The sequence below is a fragment of the Haloferula chungangensis genome, from assembly GCF_042664875.1.
Lineage (GTDB): Bacteria > Verrucomicrobiota > Verrucomicrobiia > Verrucomicrobiales > Akkermansiaceae > Haloferula > Haloferula chungangensis.
Genome location: NZ_JBHTBS010000005.1, coordinates 251,373 through 271,173, shown reverse-complemented (window position 1 = coordinate 271,173; position 19,801 = coordinate 251,373). Strand labels below are relative to the sequence as shown.

10 protein-coding genes are annotated in these 19,801 nt (G+C 58.9%); 8 read left to right on the top strand and 2 right to left on the bottom strand.

Annotated features, from left to right (window positions below; all coding sequences use genetic code 11):
• Positions 1-64: 64 nt before the first annotated feature.
• Positions 65-4,267, bottom strand: coding sequence for a beta strand repeat-containing protein (locus tag ACFQY0_RS11805; RefSeq protein ID WP_379712566.1), 4,203 nt, complete (start codon positions 4,265-4,267; stop codon positions 65-67).
• A gap of 424 nt (positions 4,268-4,691) precedes the next feature.
• Positions 4,692-5,465, bottom strand: a complete 774-nt coding sequence (locus tag ACFQY0_RS11800) for a PEP-CTERM sorting domain-containing protein (protein WP_379712564.1) — start codon at positions 5,463-5,465, stop codon at positions 4,692-4,694.
• Between the two features lie 317 nt (positions 5,466-5,782).
• Here ACFQY0_RS11800 and ACFQY0_RS11795 point away from each other — a divergent pair, with 317 nt between their 5' ends.
• The 8 genes from ACFQY0_RS11795 (at position 5,783) to ACFQY0_RS11760 (ending at position 19,563) form a co-directional block, all read left to right on the top strand.
• Positions 5,783-7,270 (top strand): arylsulfatase, encoded by a 1,488-nt coding sequence (locus ACFQY0_RS11795; RefSeq protein WP_379712562.1) that lies wholly within the window; start codon positions 5,783-5,785, stop codon positions 7,268-7,270.
• A 26-nt stretch (positions 7,271-7,296) separates the two neighbouring features.
• Positions 7,297-8,736: an alpha-L-fucosidase gene (locus tag ACFQY0_RS11790; protein ID WP_379712560.1), complete on the top strand. Its 1,440-nt coding sequence runs from the start codon at positions 7,297-7,299 to the stop codon at positions 8,734-8,736.
• Positions 8,737-8,756: 20 nt separating this feature from the next.
• Positions 8,757-11,333, top strand: a complete 2,577-nt coding sequence (locus tag ACFQY0_RS11785) for a DUF7133 domain-containing protein (RefSeq protein WP_379712558.1) — start codon at positions 8,757-8,759, stop codon at positions 11,331-11,333.
• Positions 11,334-11,362: 29 nt separating this feature from the next.
• Positions 11,363-13,747, top strand: coding sequence for a glycoside hydrolase family 95 protein (locus tag ACFQY0_RS11780; protein WP_379712556.1), 2,385 nt, complete (start codon positions 11,363-11,365; stop codon positions 13,745-13,747).
• A 55-nt stretch (positions 13,748-13,802) separates the two neighbouring features.
• Positions 13,803-14,060, top strand: a complete 258-nt coding sequence (locus ACFQY0_RS11775) for a type II toxin -antitoxin system TacA 1-like antitoxin (protein ID WP_379712554.1) — start codon at positions 13,803-13,805, stop codon at positions 14,058-14,060.
• The gene (locus ACFQY0_RS11770) at positions 14,044-14,307 is read left to right on the top strand and encodes a Txe/YoeB family addiction module toxin (protein ID WP_379712552.1); all 264 of its coding nucleotides are present in this window, start codon (positions 14,044-14,046) and stop codon (positions 14,305-14,307) included. The genes ACFQY0_RS11775 and ACFQY0_RS11770 overlap by 17 nt, the downstream gene beginning before the upstream one ends.
• Positions 14,308-14,410: 103 nt before the next feature.
• Positions 14,411-17,155, top strand: a complete 2,745-nt coding sequence (locus ACFQY0_RS11765; protein WP_379712550.1) for a GH116 family glycosyl hydrolase — start codon at positions 14,411-14,413, stop codon at positions 17,153-17,155.
• A 29-nt stretch (positions 17,156-17,184) separates the two neighbouring features.
• The gene (locus ACFQY0_RS11760; protein ID WP_379712548.1) at positions 17,185-19,563 is read left to right on the top strand and encodes a glycoside hydrolase family 95 protein; all 2,379 of its coding nucleotides are present in this window, start codon (positions 17,185-17,187) and stop codon (positions 19,561-19,563) included.
• The last annotated feature ends 238 nt before the right edge of the window (positions 19,564-19,801 follow it).

Genomic DNA, 19,801 nt, shown 5'->3' with positions numbered 1-19,801 from the left:
GGCCTGAGGGGCTGGGTCGAAACCATCGGGTCTTCTGCCCAATCAGATTCTTACACTCTGCTCATCAGGGATTCAGAGTCACCGCGAGCCTTCCAAAGGCCAGGCTTTGGTCAGTGAGCGAACTCTTGGCAACCGTCACGGTAACGGTTTCCAAGTTGTTCACCGGTGCTGCAATGACCACTTCCGGCGCAGCATCCGTGTTGACCGCGATATCCGTCCAACCCGCCAGATCACTTCCATATTGGAAGATCTGAGTGGTGTCGTTGGTCGAATCCGCATTCCGGGTGAAGGTGAAGACAAAGCTGTCACCCGAAGCATCCACTCTCGGCAGGTTTGGATTGCCGGCGTCGGAAACCGTTGGGTTCCCGTCGAAGAGATACTCCAACACGTTTTCAAGACCATCGAGGTCTTCATCACCGTTCTCCGATGTGTCGACCAGATCGGGATACGAGTTCAGCCAGTTGGTAAATCCAACGGGTGTTCCTGGTGCGACACTTAAGGTCACCGTTGAGACCCGGAAGGACCACAGGAAGCCGCCGGCATCGAGTTCCACAAGGTCCGGATCTTCCGTTGGACCAAAGACTCCCAAATTACTCGTCACGTAGGCTTCAGCTCCGATCGTGACACCGCCCCCCAGAAGGGTAGGATCGAGGATTGTCCATGTGTTCCCCGTAGTGGTGTCCGCACCACTGAGGTCGAAGTTGATTGCTCCGTTGATGGTCACCGAACCGCTTCCCACTCCACCGCCATTCACCACATTGGTGGTCATATTGGCTGTCGGGAAGAAGCTGATCGATCCGCCGACATCGAGGATGACACTGCCTTCCTCGATCGTAATATCATCGTGCAGGGCAACGTCTCCGGTGAAGGTCTGAGTGCCCGCTCCAACCTTGTGCATGCCACCGTAGTGCAGTCCTGGGCCAAGTTCGGCCCAAACTCCATGGTCGACAACGTCGCCACCGAAGGAACCGCTTCCGCCGTCCACACCGATGGTGAGGTGGGTGTAATGCCCATGGTCCAAGCCCGTGGCGAGAATTCCGTCACCCGTCAACACATCGACGACCACAGGTTCTTCCACCGTGGTGAAGGCCGCGCCTGCCGCAATGTTGAGATCAGAGAGGTTTCCGGTCCAGTTCTCATTGGTACCCGAACCCCCCTTGAAGACCCCTGCCTGAACGTCGATCAGAGAACCGGAGCCCATCGCGAAATTGAGGGCTTGGAAGTCGAGGGTGCCATCTCCCAACTTCACGAGCGTCCCCCCACCACTGATCGTAGCTGCTCCCTCACCCCAGCGGCCATTGAAATTCAACTCAAGCGTGGCGTCAGCGGCGATGGTGGCCACCGCACTCGAGCTGTCACCGGGAGCCACCAAGGTGCCCGCGGTAACCGTCGTTGCGCCAGTGAAGCTCATTGGTCCCGACAGGGTTTGGGTTCCGGCTCCGACTTTCTCGATACCCCCGTTGCCCGTGAGCGCCGCGAAGTAGTTGGCATCCCCAAGAGTGGTATCAAAGATCAGGGTGCCGTTGAGCGTCGTCGTGCCAGTCGAGGCATGATTACCGACCATCGTCACGGACCCACCACCAATGTTGACGTTCGTGGTTCCTGAGATGCCGTTGTCATCAGAACTCACGATGGTATAGGGCAGGTTGCTGTTGACGAATTCGACGAGCTCGCCGGAAATACCGCCAGCGGCGATCGTGACGACGTTCTGCGTCACCCCGATCGAGGTACCCGAATCGAAGAAACCATCCGCAAATCCAATCGTTCCAAACTCACTCTGAGCGGTCGTATAATCCGACACCATGAGCGGATCACTTGGTTCGTTGATCGAAAAATTCGCGGTCGTGGCTTGATCCCAGAGGCCCGGGTTCGTGGGGTCGTTACCAACCCAGAGTCGCGCATCGGCACCGACACTATAAGAGAGCACTCCGGTATTCTCATCGAATTCCCACAAGGCGATCCCATCTTCGAGACGCCAGATTCCGTCGCCATCGGGGTAATCAAAATAACCGATCGGACTGTCGACCACGAAGGTACTTTGATCATAATCCACCGAACTCAGATTCGTGGGATCGATCAATGTCCAGCTGTTCCCCACGCCGGCTGCAGCATTGGTGAGGTCGATGTAAATGGCACCATCGAGATCAACGACCCCGGTCGTGTTGTCCCCGGTTCCTACGATCTGGTTGGTAACATTGTTCGCAGCAGGCACGAAGGTCATGGTACCATCGATGCCCAACTTGAAGGTCGCGTCGCCCACTGTCGTGTTGCCGGTGTAGACGTTCGGTCCATTCAAAATCAGCTCTCCACCTTCCACTTCGACAAAACCGGTGAAGCTGTTGCTGCCATTCAGGGTTTGGCTCCCGGTTCCCATCTTGATGAGATGGCTGTTGGCTCCCCCGGCGGCGATGACCCCATCAAAAACACCGGAGCCATTTGCGACCCCGATTCTCAGCGGTTCGTAGTAGGCGTGGCCGGAGCCGTTGGTCAGAAGCCCTTCACCGGTGAGTGAGTTGATCCTCACCTTGGCTTCGTTGGTTTGAAACTGACCGGCGAAACCGATGTTCAGATTCGAGGCATTGTTGACCCAGACGTCGTTGGCATTCGAGCCGCCACGGAAGATTCCCTCCTGAACATCGATCACTGCGTTGGAATCCAACTCATACGTCGCAATCTCATTCGTCCAGACGACGGTGGAAGCTCCTGTTTTCAGTATGGTTCCGGATCCACTGATGGTGACGTTCCCGCGGATGGAATTCTGAGCTGCTGCAGCGTTGAATTCAACGGTCGCACCGGAGGCGACTTGGATACTATCCGTCTGCATGATGCCGGGAAAGGTGAGCGTTCCCCCACTCACGACGGTCGGCCCGTCGTACGGGCTGGTCGCCGGCAGGATAAGGTTCCCGTCGCCACGTTTTTCAACCGTTCCGAGTCCATTGATCGCTGCGATGCGGGTGCCGCTTCCAGCCAGATCAATCACCAGACTGCCTTCATTAAAGATCGGGCTGTTATCGATGAAACCGTCCATGGTTCCGTCACCTAAAGCAAGGGTGCTGCCCGCTCCAACATTGGTCGGACCGCTGTAAGCGTGGGTGCCTCGCAAAGTGACAGTGCCACCCTGGGTAATCGAAACCGAACTGGCGTCGGCGATCCCGTTGGCATCCGAGCTATCGATGGTGTAGGACAGAGCGCTATTCTCGAATCTGATGGCTCGGCCTGAGACGCCCCCGGTCGCAACGGTGATGTTGTTGACCGAGACGTCGACTTCGGTGTCGTTCGCGATGTAATAGTCTGCAAAGCTCGCGGTCATCGTGCTAGCGGTCGCTGCGGCGAAGGTGCCTTCAGTCAGCGCTCCTGACTTTGGATTGGTGGTGAAGTTCACCGTCGTATCCTGATCCCAGGTGGCTCCGCCGTTCCCAGTCCAGTAAGACGGATCCGCGACGGAGATCGTGAAGGACGTTCCGGCATTGTCCGTTGCCAGCAGAATGGTATCCGGCACGTCCGTCTGAAAAACACTGCCGAAGGCCCCACGGACCGAGGTAATGTCAGGGAAAGCACCTCCATAGTTCGCAGTGAAGGTCCCATCGGTTGAGAGAAACTGCACGGCTCCTGCATTCACGTTGGAGTTTGCCCCTGTCGGAAAGTCGTCATTCATCACGACCGTTCCTCCGTCAATCAGGATAGAAGCCGGACGAAGGGCGCTGTAGCCCCAGCGGCCGAGGTTGCTGCTCAGGGTCAGGACTCCATCGGCATTCACCCGGAAGATGTGCTCGCCGTTGTTGTGCCGGTTCATTGATTGGGTCCCGGTAATGGTGAGACCAACCTCACCCGCAGGCCCCGCACCATCTCCAACGGTGAAAATCTGTCGGCTTGCCGCCGGCGCCAGATTTGTCCAGATGCCGCTTTCCCGCCCCATGTGGGTGAAGGAAATCGTGCCCCCGCTGTTCAAAACCAGCGCGGGCGAACTGTTGGCTCCGAGATTGGCATTGTTGTCGAAGAGGCCACCATAGGCGGGAATGTTGGTAGTGGGCATGCTGGAGCCCGAGAAAATGATCCGATCTCCCGCAGGCATCGAAAGCCCTGAGGGGAATCCTGTCTCGGCGGCGGTAGCATCATCCACCGGCACTCCATCGTTCGCCACGATGTCCTCCCAGTTGAGTTCATTGTTCCAGTCGCCGTCTCCCGCGGCCCCGGTCCAGGTATAGTCCGTGCCAAGCGCCAGGGGAGCGCATGCCGACACGGCTATGGTGAGTACGATTTTATTCATGGATTTTCTTAGGTTTATTGGTTTTTGGGTTTCTATCGGCAGGTTCTGGGCCAGCCAAAGCCGCCACACGCCGTCACTGAAGCATCGATCCGTGCTATCAATGATCATGGCTCAAGGAGCAATGTCGGAGAATGGACCTAAACATTGACAAGATTTTTCCGATCCAGAAAGACCCCTCTCAAATAAAAGCAGTTTCTCTGTTTACCCAGCCACATTTTCCCTCTGTCCGCAGTGATATGCGATTTTCCGATGACTGAAAGTTGATCCATCCCATCGCCTAGCCATCCACGCCAGTCGACCGCGAAGCCTCTACGATCGAGAGTCGGCAGTCCAATCCAGCAACGAAATCCCAACAAAAAAACCACGAGCCAGATTTCTCCAGCTCGTGGTTGAATGAATGATCGGAAACGTGTCGATCCATCGCTTAGCGACGGCGACGAAGCAAACCAATGAGACCGAGACCCCCGAGAAGCGCCACTGAAGGCTCCGGAATGGCGCGGAGTTGGAAGGCATTGATTTGGGCGGAACTACCCACCTGGTTCATCGACAAATCGGCATTCCTATTTCCATAGATCGAAATATCCTGATTCCCTGAACCATCGGCAACGAAGGTTCCGGTAACGTAGCTGCCTTGCCCTGCAGGGTTCGTTCTGATCAAAATATTCCCTGCGGTACCGGCACTAATACTGGCGGTGTAGTCCTGCGTGCCATCACCAAAAATCGTGTTACGAACGTCAGTGCCGCGGTCGTCAATTGCCATAAACTGCAACTCATAAAGCTGCCCAGGAGTCAGCCCGGTAATGGCAATCGAATTTATACTATAGATTCCGCCATCATAAAAATTGTCTGGATCCGAGGTGAATGAACCAGGTCCGAAAGTGTTGATATAATTGATATTGGCTCCACCACCCGTGATCGTCACTCCGTTCTGTGTAATACCCGCGACCAACTCCGTCTGACTCGCATTTTCCCACACAATACCACCGTAGCTTACGGTTGCATTGGTACTGTCAGATGCATTGATGGCAGAAACAAAACCAGAAGGGCCACCACTTGTACTGATCCAGGCGGTTTCATCTGTTCCGTAGGCAAAGGTCGAAGACCCCCAGTTGATCAAGGCAGCCTGTGCCGCTCCTCCTGCCAACAGGGCGCTGGCACCAATTGCGACACGCATGCTAAGTTTTTTAGTTTTTTTCATTTTTCCCAGATTCTTGAAAGAACGCCTAATATCAAACAGGGTCCTTTCCGAGATGTAAAACTCATTTCGGCTCAAACGCTTGACACACCCACCCCCTGTCGACAGCAAGGCACAGAGGTTCAGCCACTTAAGACAAATCAACGAATTCCCTTCAATTAGGTCACCCGTGTGACCGATTTCCCCGTTGTTCGCCTGAAAGAGTCGGCAAAGTCTCAGGAGTATTGCTCGCGCCTCTGATCCGCTGATCCGAAGTCGCTCAGCGGACACGACTTTCCTCTGTTCCCTTCGCAGAATCTGACTGATATCGCCCACCAACCATGAAGAAACCTCTCATCCTACTGGCCGCACTATTGATTGCGCCGCTAGCTGCCACCGCCGATGCCGCCAAACCGAACATCATCCTCGTGATGCCTGATGACGTCGGCTACGGCGATTACGCCTGCCTTGGCAGTCCGATCATGAAGACACCCTCGGTCGACGCCTTCAAAAAGCAGAGCCTGCTGCTCACCGAGTTCCACGTCAGCCCGACCTGTGCCCCCACCCGCGCAGCGCTGATGAGCGGACGCCACGAGTTCAAGAACGGCGTCACCCACACAATCTACGAGCGCGAGCGGATGGCTCTGAGCACCTTCACCCTCCCCCAGATGCTCAAGACTGCCGGCTACACCACCGGGATTTTCGGAAAATGGCACCTCGGCGATGAGGAAGAATACCGTCCGGAAAACCGTGGCTTCGACGAAGTTTACACCCACGGAGGTGGCGGCATCGGCCAGACCTACCCCGGTTCCTGCGGCGACGCCCCCGGCAACACCAACATCAACCCCGCGCTGTGGCACAACGGCAAGTGGGTGAAGACCGAAGGCTACTGCACCGACCTGTTTTTCGATCAGTCGATCAAGTGGATGGATGCCAAACGAAAGGAGGGTCAACCCTTCTTCGCTTACGTTTCCCTCAACGCCGCGCACAGCCCCTACGTGCTGCCGGAGAAATACTACAAGCACTACGTCGGCCTCCCCGAGGTGAACGACAAGATGGCCAAGTTTTTCGGCATGATCGAGAACGTCGACACCAACTTCGGCAAGCTGCTGGCGAAAGTCGATGAGTGGGGTATCGCCGACAACACCCTCGTCATCTACCTCGGCTCCGACAACGGCGGCACGCTCGGCCACAAGATTTACAATGCCGACCGCCGCGGCACCAAGGGCCGCCCCTATCAAGGCAGCACCCGCGTCCCCTGCTTCTTCCGCTGGCCGAAGGGCGACATCCCTGCCGACACCGACACCGCCGCCCTGACATCCGGCATCGACATCTATCCGACCCTCGCCGAGATCGCGGGCGCGAAACTTTCCGACAAAGTCGAAAAGCAGGTCGAAGGCATCAGCCTCGTCCCCCTTCTCAAGAACCCGAAGGCCGAGTGGCCCTACCGCACCCTCGTCCATCACGTCGGACGCTGGGACAAGGGCAAGGCCGAGGATTTGAAATACACGACCTGCTCGATCCAGGACCATCGTTTCGCCCTCGTGAACAACAAGGAACTCTACGATCTCAAGGCCGATCCCGGCGAACAGAAGAACGTCATCTCACAGCACCCCGAAGTCGTCGAAAAACTCCGTGCCGCCTACGACCAATGGTGGACCGAAGTCCAGCCCTTCATGGTAAACGAGGACGCCACCGGCCCCGAGATGAACCCGATGAAGGAACTCTACTGGGCGCAGTTCGGCGGCGAACCGGACAGCAAGATGAAGTGGCAGATGAAGCCCGATCGGCTCATCAATGCCCATAAAAGCAAGGAAACCAAGAAGTGATCATCAACAAGCCCCTCTCATTCTCCATGAACATCCAATTCCCGAAATCCCTCCTCCTGCTACCCTTCATGGCGAGCGGTCTTTGTTCCGCCGACGAAGGAATGAAGGACAATCCGAACGCCGTCGCTGCCGAAGCGGAAGGCTGGGCTGCCGCTCAGAAGAACGACCCTGCTGCCGCCAAACGCATGGAGTGGTGGAAGGAGGCGAAGTTCGGCATGTTCATCCATTGGGGCGCCTACTCGAAAGCCGGTGGCGAATGGAATGGCGAGACCAATCACCACGAATGGCTGATGTTCACCGCCAAGATCCCCTTGGCCGAATTCACCGAGTATGCCAAAACCTTCGATCCGAAGGACTTCGATCCCGATGCCTGGGTGACCATCGCGAAAAACGCCGGGATGAAGTACCTGATCATCACAACCAAGCATCACGACGGCATCGCGATGTATGATTCGAAAGTCAGCGATCACAACATCGTCAAACTCGCCGGACTCGAAAAGGATCCCATTCGCCAACTCGCCGAAGCCTGCCGCAAGCAGGGCCTCAAGTTCGGCGTCTACTACTCGCTCGGTCGCGACTGGGAAGACCCCGATGTGCCGACCGGAAAGCATCAGCCCGCAGGCTGGCGCAGCAACCTGGTCGATTACCCCAACGAAAAGGACAAGGTCTTCAACCGCTACTTCAAACGCAAGGCCCTGCCTCAGGTCCGCGAACTGCTGACCAACTACGGCCAGATCGATGTGATGTGGTTCGACACCCCCGAGCTGATCTCGCCTGAGGAAAGCAAGGAGATGCTCGAGATGATCCGTTCGATCCAGCCGAACTGCATCGTCAACCAGCGCGTCGGCAACGACCTCGGCGACTACGGCACACCCGAGCAAACCATCCCGCCCGAGGCCTCGAACCTCCCTTGGGAAACCTGCATGACCCTCAACGGCCACTGGGCCTGGAACAAGGCGGACGACAACTGGAAAAGCGCCGGTTCACTCATCCGCAACCTCGTCGACATCGCCAGCAAGGGCGGCAACTACCTGCTCAACGTCGGCCCGACCGGTGACGGCGTCATTCCCCAGCCAAGCGTCGAGCGCCTCGAAGCGATTGGCGACTGGCTCAAGGTCAACGGCGAGGCCATCTACGACTGCGGACCGACCCCCTTCGGCGCCGAACTCGGTGCCTACAGCAAGACCGAAAAGGACAACAAAGGCCGTCCGAAATTCATCGCCAAGAAAGAATGGCGCGCCACCACCAAGCCCGGGAAGCTCTACATCCACGTTCTGAGCTGGCCTTCCGGAAAGCTTAGCATTCCGGCCGTGGATGAGAAGATCACCAAAGCCTATCTCCTTGCCGATTCCTCCCACACCCCTCTCGAGATCGACCAAGGAGACGAAGGAGTCTCCATCAGCCTGCCAGCCAAGGCACCCGACGCCAATGCCTCGGTCATCTGCCTCGATCTCGACCAACCGTAAATTGTTTTAAATCCACTCTCGTGCCTTCCTCCGCTTCCTATCTCGCCGCCACCTTCGCCCTGCTCTCCCTGCATGCCGCCAACGCAGCCCCCGGGGACAAGGTCTATCAGTCCGACTTTTTATCCAAAGAAGAAGCACTCGAATCCATCGAGCTGCCCGACGGCTACCACCTCGAACTCCTCCTCAGCGAACCGCTCGTCGAGGAGCCGGTGATGACCGCATGGGATGGAAATGGCGCGATGTACGTGGTGCAGATGCGCACCTACATGCAGGACATCGATGCCTCGGGCGAAAAGGAACCGACCAGCATCATCACCCGCCACGTCGACACGAATGGCGACGGCACCTACGACAAGCATAGTATTTTCGCCAAGGACCTCAAGCTCCCACGCTTCGTCCTTCCACTCGACGACCGCGTCATCGTCGGCATCACCGACACCCTCGACCTCTGGACCTATCGCGATTCGAATGGCGACGGTGTCAGCGACGAGGTGGAAAAGATCTACGAGGGTGGTCGCCGCGGCGGCAACATGGAACACCAGCCCAGCGGCCTGACCTGGGCTTTGGACAACTGGATGTATCTCACCTACGAAGCGAAGCGCTACCGCTTCACCGACGGCAAGTTCGTCGTCCAGGACATCCCACGCGGCAGCGGCCAGTGGGGACTCACCCAGGATGACTGGGGCCGGCTCTACTACTCCGATGCGGGAGGCGAAAAACCCGCCATCACTTTCCAACAGCCGATCGTCTACGGCGCTCTGAACCTGTCGGGTCAGGAGGAAAGCGGCTTCCGCGACGTCTTCCCGATCGCCGAAGTGCCCGACGTCCAGGCCGGCCTTCGACGCGTGGGACCGAACGGTGGACTCAACGGCTTCACCGGAACCGCCGGTCAGTCGATCTTCCGCGGTGACCGTCTTCCCGAGGACCTCCGCGGCGACCTGCTCATCCCCGAACCCGTCGGCCGCATGATCCGTCGCGCCAAGGTTGACCGCAGCCAGGCGAAGACCGTGCTGCGCAACGCGACTCCCGGCACCGAGTTCATCCGCACCCGCGACGTGAACTTCCGTCCGGTGTGGACCGCCACCACGCCCGGTGGCCAGCTGGCGATCGTCGACATGCACCGCGGCATCATCCAGCAGGGCCACTGGACCCGCCGTGGCAGCTACCTGCGCGAGGTCATCCAAAAGTGGAAGCTCGATAAGAACATCGGCAAAGGCCGCATTTACCGACTCGTCCACAAGGACTTCAAGGCAGGGCCGCAGCCACGGATGTTAGACGAAAAAACCAGCGAACTGCTCGCTCACCTTTCCCACCCGAATGGCTGGTGGCGCGACACCGCGCAAAGGCTGATCATCCTCCGCGAAGACCGCGAATCGGTCGTCCCGCAGCTTCAGGAAATGGCGCGCAAGGATCCCTCGGAACTTGGCCGACTCCACGCACTGTGGACCCTCGAAGGGATCGGAAATCTCGAAGCCGCACTGGTCATCGAGGCCCTCAATGATTCCGATTCGATCGTCCGAACCTCCGCCATCCGCATGGCCGAGCCTTTCATGGCGACCAATGACCCCCAAGTGATCGCAGCCTTCGAAAGCGGGCTTCCAGAGGATCCTGAAATGCTCGTCCAACTGATCAACTCGATATCGGCAAGCGGCACGACCGCTCCGGAATGGCTGTCGCTCAGCAAATTGATCGAGGAGAAGTTCGGCGACGTGGAAGTGATCCGCGAGGTCTTGCGACTTCGCGAGGAAGTCACGCGCGACGCCCGACTCGCGATGGAACGACAACAAGAGGGAGCTCAGTTTGCCGAATCGATGCAGCGCGGCGAGGCGATCTACCGACAGCTCTGCTTCTCCTGCCACGGCGAAGACGGCCACGGCACTCCGATCCCCGGCCGCGCAGGCGCCAAGCTCGCGCCATCGTTCACGGGATCACCGCGGGTTCTCGGCACGGGCGACAGCGCCGTGCTGGTCTTGCTCAATGGCCTAACAGGCCCCATCGACGGCAAGACCTACGAAGGTCTGATGGTCCCGATGGCCAACAACGACGATCAATGGATCGCCGACGCCGTGACCTATCTGCGCAACAGCTTCGACAACGAAGCATCGATGGTTTCGCCCGAGCGCGTGGCGGAACTGCGCAAGCAACACGCCAAGCGCAGCGAAGCCTGGACGGTCGAAGAACTCGCTGAACTCGAACCCGAAGAACTTGCCTTCAACAAGAATTGGAAGCTAAGCGCGAGTCACAACGAGAAGGAACTCAAGCTTGCTTTCGATGGCGATGACCGAAGCCGCTACACCACCGGAAAACGCATGTCTCCCGGGATGTGGGTGCAGATTGAATTCCCCAAGACCACCCGGATCAGCGGCATCACCCTCGACACTACTCAATCAAAGGGCGATTTCCCGCGTGGATACCAGATTCAGATTTCCGACAATGGGAAGACCTGGAGTGACCCGATCGCGGAAGGAGCAGGCAGCGCTGACCTGGAGATTTCCTTTGTGCCGGTGGAAGCACGCTTTCTGCGCATCACCCAAACCGGCAACGACCGCCTCTACTGGTCAATCCACGAAATGACGCTGCTGGGCAAGGCGCTCTGAACCCGAACCGCATTCCAACTTTCACGATCATGAAGCACACTCTGCCCAAAATTCTCGCGCTCGCCCTGTTCTCGCCGGTCGCCCATGCCGCCAAGCACGACATGGATGAGAAATACAACCCGCCGGTCACCGCCAAGTTCACCGCCAAGTTCACCGACAATGCGGCGGCACCCGAGGAAGCTCTAACACTCTGGTATCGCAAGCCCGCGAAGAAGTGGGAAACCGAAGCGCTGCCGGTCGGCAATGGCCGCCTCGCCGGCATGGTCTTCGGCGGCGTCAATCAGGAGCGCATCCAGCTCAATGAGGAAACGCTGTGGGACGGCGAATACCTCGACCGCCACAACCCGAAGGCGCTCGAAGCCCTGCCGAAAGTCCAACAACTGCTCTTCGAAGGAAAGAACAAGGAAGCCACCAAGCTGGCCGGCAAGGACATGATGGGCATTCCGCCCAAGATCAAATCCTACCAAACCCTCGGCGACCTCCTCCTCGATTTCCCCGATGCGGAAACCGTCTCCAACTACCGTCGCGACCTCGACATCACCACCGGCATCTCGCGCACTCGCTACACCGTCGACGGCGTGACCTACACCCGCGAGGTCTTCGTCAGCGCACCGGATCAGGTGATGGTCGTCCACCTCAGCGCCGACCAACCCGGCAAGCTCGATTTCACCGCGCGCTTCGACCGTCGCGACGTTACCTACAGCGAAGGCCCCGGCAACCGGCTGATCATGCGCGGCAAACTCGGCGTCGAATTCGAAGCCCAGCTGCTGCCCCGCGTGAATGGCGGCTCTGCGTCGAGCAAGGATGGCGTGCTGACCGTTTCGAAAGCCGACGAAGTCACCCTGCTGCTCAACGGCGCCACCAGCTATAACAGCGCCGAGGACCTCACGGGTGACGAAACCGCCCGCTGCGAGGAGCCCCTCGAAAAGGCCTGGGAGAAATCTTTTGCTGAGCTCCGCGCCGATCACATCAAGGATCACCAGGCGCTCTTCAATCGCGTCGAACTCGACCTTGGTACGACGGATGCCGTAGCCCTCCCGACCGACGAACGTCTGCGTGCAATCAAGAAAGGCGCGCATGACCCGCAGTTCGAGACGCTCTACTTCCAGTTTGGCCGCTACCTGCTCATCGCCAGCTCACGCGACGGTTTCCTGCCCGCCAACCTGCAAGGCAAGTGGTGTCAGAACTACGACGCCCCCTGGAACAGCGACTACCATTTCAACATCAACTTCCAGATGAACTACTGGCCGGCCCAGGTTGCCAACCTGTCCGAGTGCCACCTGCCCTACTTCGACTACGTCGAAACCCTCGTCCCCTACGGCGAGAAAACCGCCAAGCTCCACTACGGTGCTGACGGCTGGGTGCTCCACCACCTTTCCGACATCTTCGGCAAGACCACGCCGGCCGATGGCGTTCACGGCGTCTGGCCGATGGGGGCCGCTTGGGCGACGCGCGGATTCATGGAACACTACCGCTTCACCGGCGATCGCGAGTTCCTTGAAAAGCGCGCTTACCCGATCATGAAGGAAGCCGCCGAGTTCATCTTCGATTTCCTGATCGAAGCTCCCGAAGGAACTCCCGTCGCAGGAAAGCTGGTCACCAGCCCCTCCCACTCACCCGAGAACGCCTTCATCAAGGCCGATGGAACCCATTCCGAGTTCACCTACGCGGCCACCATGGACCTCCAGATCATCCACGGACTTTTCGCGGACCTGTTGGAGACCATCAAGATCCTCGGCCCCGACGGTGACTTCGACACCGAGTTCCGCAAGCAGGTCGAGGAAACCATGGCCCGGATCGCTCCCATGCAGATCAGCGCCAAGACCGGCCGACTTCAGGAGTGGATCGAGGATTACAAGGAAGTGGATCCGAAGCACCGTCACACCTCCCACCTCTACGGCCTCCACCCCGGCAAGCAGATCAATGCCAACGACACGCCCGAGTTCTACGAGGCCGCGCGCAAGTCGCTCGAGGCCCGTGGCGACGGCGGCAAGGGCTGGAGCATGGCGTGGAAGGTCAACATGTGGGCCCGCTTCAAGAATGGTGAACGTTCCTACGACCTGCTGACCAACCTGCTCAGCAAAATGACGCTGACCAACCTCTTCGACACCCATCCACCCTTCCAGATCGACGGCAACTTCGGTGGCACCGCCGCGATTGCGGAAATGCTGCTCCAGACCCACGCCGGCGACATCGAGCTCCTTCCGGCCCTGCCGAAAGCCTGGCCGAACGGATCCGTGAAAGGCCTGCGCGCCCGCGGCGGCTTCGAAGTCGATATCGTCTGGAAGGACGGCAAGCTCAGCGAAGCCACCATCCGCTCGCTCCAAGGCAACCCGCTCAAACTCCGCTACGGCCAGACCGTCGTCGACAAGGAGCTGGCCAAGGGCGAAAGCCTCACTTGGAACGGCGAGTGAGCTCACTTGGGGTGCGCCAAATTGACAAAATGTTCAATCCGTGTACTTTTGACCTATGAGCAGGCTAAGCATCGAGATCGATCCGGATCAGCATCGCCAGATCAAGACTCTGGCGACCTTCGAAGGGATGACCATCAAGGATTTCATCCTGAGCCGGACCCTGACCCCGAAAAGGGAGGAGCCGGATGCCACCGAGCGTCTGCTCTCGTCGCCGGAAAACAAGGAGCGCCTTCTGAGTGCCTTGAAGACACCCCGGAAGGATTATCGGGTCTTTGAAACGATGGAGGACCTCGAGGATGCGCTTGGCCTTTGAACCCCAGGCTTTCGCTGACCTCCAATACTGGCTGCAACACCAGCCCAAGCTGGCGAAAAAGGCGCTGCGCATGATCGAAGAGAGCCGCCGGGATCCGTTTGGCGGCATCGGCAAGCCCGAGCCCCTCAAGAACGCCCTCAGCGGCTGGTGGTCCAAACGAATTGATGGGGAACACCGTCTGGTCTACCGCGTCGATGAAGACTCCTTGGTGATCTTGCAGTTGCGCGGCCACTACGGCGATCACTGATCAAACCCGTTCTCCAAAATCACACCCCACCAACACCGCCATAGGACTCCAAAAGCCCTTCTCCATACTTCCCGTCCAAACTCAATCACCAAGCCTCCAAAGCATGAACAAACCCACTGAAGACTCCTGCGGCTGCCAACCCGGCGCCTGCTCTCCCGCTCCCTTCTCACGCCGCGGTTTCATCAAGGCGGGCACCTTCACCTCGGCCGCGATGATGAGCGGCGGCCTGCGGGTGATGGCCGGACCCTTCACCCAGGCGGACTTTGAAAAGATCATCCCTTCCGACAAGAAGCTCACCAAGGATTGGATCGCCAGCCTCTACGCCCGAGGCAAGCCCATGACGGCCACCAAGCCGGATCTGAAATTCATCGGCATGCCGATCAACGGCGTCGCCACCGGGCAGGTTTACCTCGGTGGCGACGGACGCCTGTGGTGCTGGAATCTCGATGGCGAGCCCGACATGAAGTGGGAGGACATCGGGAAAGGCCACAAATACCTGAAGCCCGAGACGGCCCGCAGCCCGATGGACCAGGGATTCGCCCTGCAGGTCGGTTCGAGTGACAAGAAACGTAGCTTTACCCTCGATGCCGATGGCTTTCGCGACATCGTCTTCACCAACCAATATCCGATGGGCCAAGTCGAATTCGCCGACGCGGACTGCCCGGTCAAAGTTCAACTGGAAGCCTACACGCCTTTCATTCCGCTGAATCGCGACGATTCCAGCTATCCGGTGATCGTGATGCGCTACACGATCGAAAACCCGTCCGACCAAGAGCAGGAAGTCGCCATCGCGGGATGGATCGAAAATTTTTCCAATCATCGTAGCGGGAAGAAAAACGGCAAGGGCTTGCGCTTGAGCCAGTATCGCGAACTGGATGGTCTGTCCGTGATCGAGCTCTGGGCAAAGCCCGAGGCCGGTGCCAAAGCGGAAGATGGCGAAACTCCGCTCGACCTCGCCAATGACTTTGGCGCCGTCACTATCGGCCTGTTAGGTGACGCAAAGCCCGACCTGTTGGACACGATGCGTTCCCAATCGGGACCCACCGGTCTTTTCAGTGCGGAAGCATCTAACAAGTCCCCCCAAGTCGTCCAGGAACGCCCCTTCAGCGACAAGGCCTTCGCATCCTTGGGCCAGAAAGTGAAGCTTGCCCCGGGCGAAAGCAAAACCATCGCCTTCACGCTCTCGTGGCGTTTCCCAAATGCACGGTATGTGCAGGGGTTCGGACGCAAGGAATGGAGCCGTGATGTCAATTTCTACTCCACCCTCTGGCCCACCGCGAGCGACGCGGCTGTTAGCGTCGCCAAACGGGAAAAGGAACTTCGCGGCACGACTCAGGAATGGGTCGACACCTGGTATGACTCGACCCTGCCCTACTGGTTCCTCGAACGAACCTTCATTCCGATCGACTGCATGCAGACGCAGCTGACCTCACGCCTCGCCGACCAGGATGGTCGTTACGGACTCGACGAAGGCGTGACCTGTTGCGAAGGCAACTGCACCCACGTCTGGCACTACGCCCAGGGACTGGCCCGGCTTTTCCCGGTGATCGAGCGCGAGTGCCGCGACAAGGTCGACTTCGGACTCAGCTCCAAGGACACCGGCGCGATGAACTTCCGTTGCTCGGAAAAAACCTTCCGTGAGGCGGTCGATGGCCAGTGCGGGTCCATCATTCGGGTCTTCCGTGAAAGCCAGATGACCCCCGACTACCGCTTCCTCGCAAGCATCTGGGATCGCACCAAGCTGTCGATGGACTACGTCATCAAGAAGTGGGACAAGGATGAGGACGGCATGCTCTCCGGTGGCCAGCACAACACCCTCGACAAGGATTGGCACGGGCAGGTCCCATGGTTGATCAACCTCTATCACGCCGCGCTCAAGGCATCGGCCGTGATGGCCCGGCAGATGAACGAGCCGAAAGTGGCCGAACGATACGAGGCACTCGTTTCCAAAGGAGCTATCGCGATGCTCGAACGCTTATGGAACGAGGACTACGGCTACTTCATCCATATTCCCGAGACCCCACCGGAAAAAACGATTGGTTCGACGACCGGCTGTCACATCGATCAGGTGTTAGGAGAGTTCTGGCTTCGCAACCTCGATCTCGACCCGGTGATGCCACGAGACAAAATCCGCAGGTCACTTGAGTCGCTTTGGAAATACAACTTCTCGCCGAACGTCGGAGACTTCCGCAAGCAGAACAAGGCGGGTCGCTGGTTCGCCGCGGAAGGCGATGCGGGGCTCGTCATGGGCACCTGGCCCCACGGCAAGGAAAACGCACAGAAGACGAACTTCCACCGCTACTTCAACGAGTGCATGTCCGGCTTCGAATGGCAGGTTGCCGCCCTGATGATTTGGGAAGGCATGCTGGAAGAGGGCTTGGCAGTCGGCAAGGCGATCAACGACCGCTATCAACCCGCCAAGCGCAATCCCTACAACGAAGTCGAGTGTGGCGACCACTATGCCCGCGCGCTGGCAAGCTACAGCGCCTTCATGGCGATCTGCGGCTATCGCTACGACGGCCCCGAGGGCAAGCTCGGCTTCGGACCGCGCATGAACCAGAACGATTTCCGCTCCGCCTTCACCACCGCCGAAGGCTGGGGCCGCTTCACGCAAAACGTCGAGGCTGACAAACAGTCCGCCAGCATCGAACTGCGCTACGGCAAGCTCGCGCTCAAGGAACTCTCAATCGATCAGGTTGAGGGAACTTCGGCGACGAATGCCACAGTTGAGATCGATGGGAAAGCCGTCGACGCCAGCTTCAGTTCGGAAGCCGGGCGTTACGTGATGAAGTTCAGCGACGGTCTCACGATTCAACAAGGGCAGCGATTGCTCGTCTCACTTATCTAACAGCTTCCGATTCTCACCTTCATCGATTCATGTCCCGACAAGCCATCAGCTCCCTCCTTCTGACCCTGCTCGCCGCCCAAGTGGCCACCGCCTGGCCGGTACAACCTCCCGAGCCTAACAACCCGAAAGTTGACTTCGAATATTCGGATCCCTCAGGGCCTCCAACAGAGCCTCTAACACTCTGGTATCGCGAGCCCGCGGCGCTATGGGAGGAGAATGCCCTGCCCGTCGGCAACGGCCGCCTCGCGGCGATGGTCTTCGGCGGCATCAACCACGAGCGCATCCAGTTCAATGAGGAAACCCTCTGGGACGGCGTGCCGATCGACTACACGAACCCCGAAGCGCTCGAGGCCTTGCCCGAAGTCCGCCGACTGCTGTTCGAGGGAAAGAACAACGAGGCTAGGGGGCTGGCGAAGTCCAAGATGATGGGCGATCCCTACAAGATCAAATCCTACCAGACCTTCGGTGACCTCTTCCTCGACTTTCCCGATACCGAAAAGGTCTCCGGCTACCGTCGCGACCTCGACCTGACCACCGCGATCAGCCGCACCCAGTACACCATCGACGGCGTCGAGTTTGTCCGCGAGGTCTTCGTCAGCGCGCCGGACCAGGTGATCGTGATCCACCTGACCGCCGACCGCCCGGGCCAGATCAGTTTCGACGCCGAGTTCTCCCGCGAAAACGCCAAAATTGAATCCGCCGATGGCAACCGTCTGGTCCTGACAGGCAAGCTCGGCATCGATTTCGAAGCCCAGCTCGTACCGCGCGTCAAAGGCGGATCCGTTTCCTGCAACAACGGCAAACTCACCGTCAGCAAGGCCGACGAAGTCACCCTGCTGCTCAACGGCGCCACCAGTTACAACAACGCGAAGGATCTATCAGGCGACGCCCACGCGCGTTGTGAAAAGCCGCTTCGCGCGCTCACCGGTAAGAAGACCTACGAGGAAATCCGCGCCGACCACATCGCCGACCACCAGTCCTTCTTCAACCGCGTGAAGCTCGACCTCGGCAGCACCGATGCGGTCAACAAGCCGACCAACGAACGCCGCCGCTCGCTGAAGGGCGACTCCTTCGACCCGCAGCTGGAAGCGCTCTACTTCCAGTACGGCCGCTACCTGCTGATCGGCAGCTCCCGCCCCGGTGGTCTGCCCGCCAACCTCCAGGGAAAATGGTGCCAATCCTACGACGCCCCTTGGAACAGCGACTACCATTTCAACATCAACTTTCAGATGAACTACTGGCCCGCCCAGATCACCAATCTGGCGGACTGCCACCTGCCGATGTTCGATTACCTGGAAAGCCTAGTTCCTTCCGGCGAAAAGACCGCCAAAGTCCACTACGGCGCCGATGGTTGGGTGATCCACCACCTTTCCGACATCTACGGCATGACCGCTCCCGCCGACGGCGTGCACGGCGTCTGGCCCTTCGGCGCTGCCTGGACGGTGCGCGACATGATGGAGCACTATCGCTTCAATCAGGATGATATCTTTCTCAAGGAACGCGCCTACCCAATCATGAAAGGCTCCGCCGAGTTCATGCTCGATTTCCTGATCGAGGCGCCGGAAGACACCCCGCATGCCGGCAAACTAGTGACCAACCCGTCCCACTCACCGGAGAACGAGTTCATCCTGCCCGACGGCACCAAGACCGAGTTCACCTACGCTGCGACGATGGACCTGCAGATCATCCACGACCTCTTCACCGGTCTGCTCGAAGCCAGCGATGCGATCGATCCGAGCGGCAACTACGATGCCGAGTTCCGGAAAGAGATCGAAAGCGCCCTCGCCAACCTCGCGCCGCTTCAGATCAGCAAGAAGACCGGTCGCTTGATGGAGTGGATCGAGGACTACGAGGAAGTCGACATCGACCACCGCCACACCTCGCACCTCTACGGCCTGCATCCCGGCAAGCAGATCACCAAGAACGCCACGCCTGAATTCTACGAAGCCGCCCGCAAGTCGCTCGAGACCCGCGGCGACCGCGGCACCGGTTGGAGCTACGCCTGGAAAGTCAACTTCTGGGCCCGCTTCCACGACGGCGACCGCGCCCGCAAGCTGCTCATGGACCTGCTTCGCGGCCGCACCATGGACAACCTCTTCTGCAACCACCCACCCTTCCAAATCGAAGGCAACTTCGGCGCCTCCGCCGGGATCGCCGAGATGCTGCTGCAAAGCCACGACGGCGAAGTCCAGCTGCTCCCCGCCCTACCGAGCGTGTGGAAAGACGGCTCCGTCCAAGGCCTGCGCGCCCGCGGTGGCTTCGAAGTCGATATCGCCTGGAAAGACGGCAAGCTGAGTGAAGCGAACATCCGCTCCCTCCACGGCCAGCCCCTCAAACTCCGCTACGGCAACACCGTCATCGAAAAGGAGCTCGCGAAAGGCGAGAGCCTGACCTGGGACGGCAAATGACCCAAGGAGCACAGGCGTCCCGCCTGTGTCCCTGTATCCCCACCATTCAAGATTACGACGACACCACCGCCCCCAAACCCGCACCCCGACAGGGGTGCCAGACTCGGCAATCCCGCCCGCCTCATCCATAGAAGAGTCTCTTGAGGCTGCCCCCCTACAAAATCAAAGCTCAGGCAAAACTCAACCAAGCGCGGAAGCACGGAGAACATGCTCAACTGGTTTCACCGTTGCGCCAGCC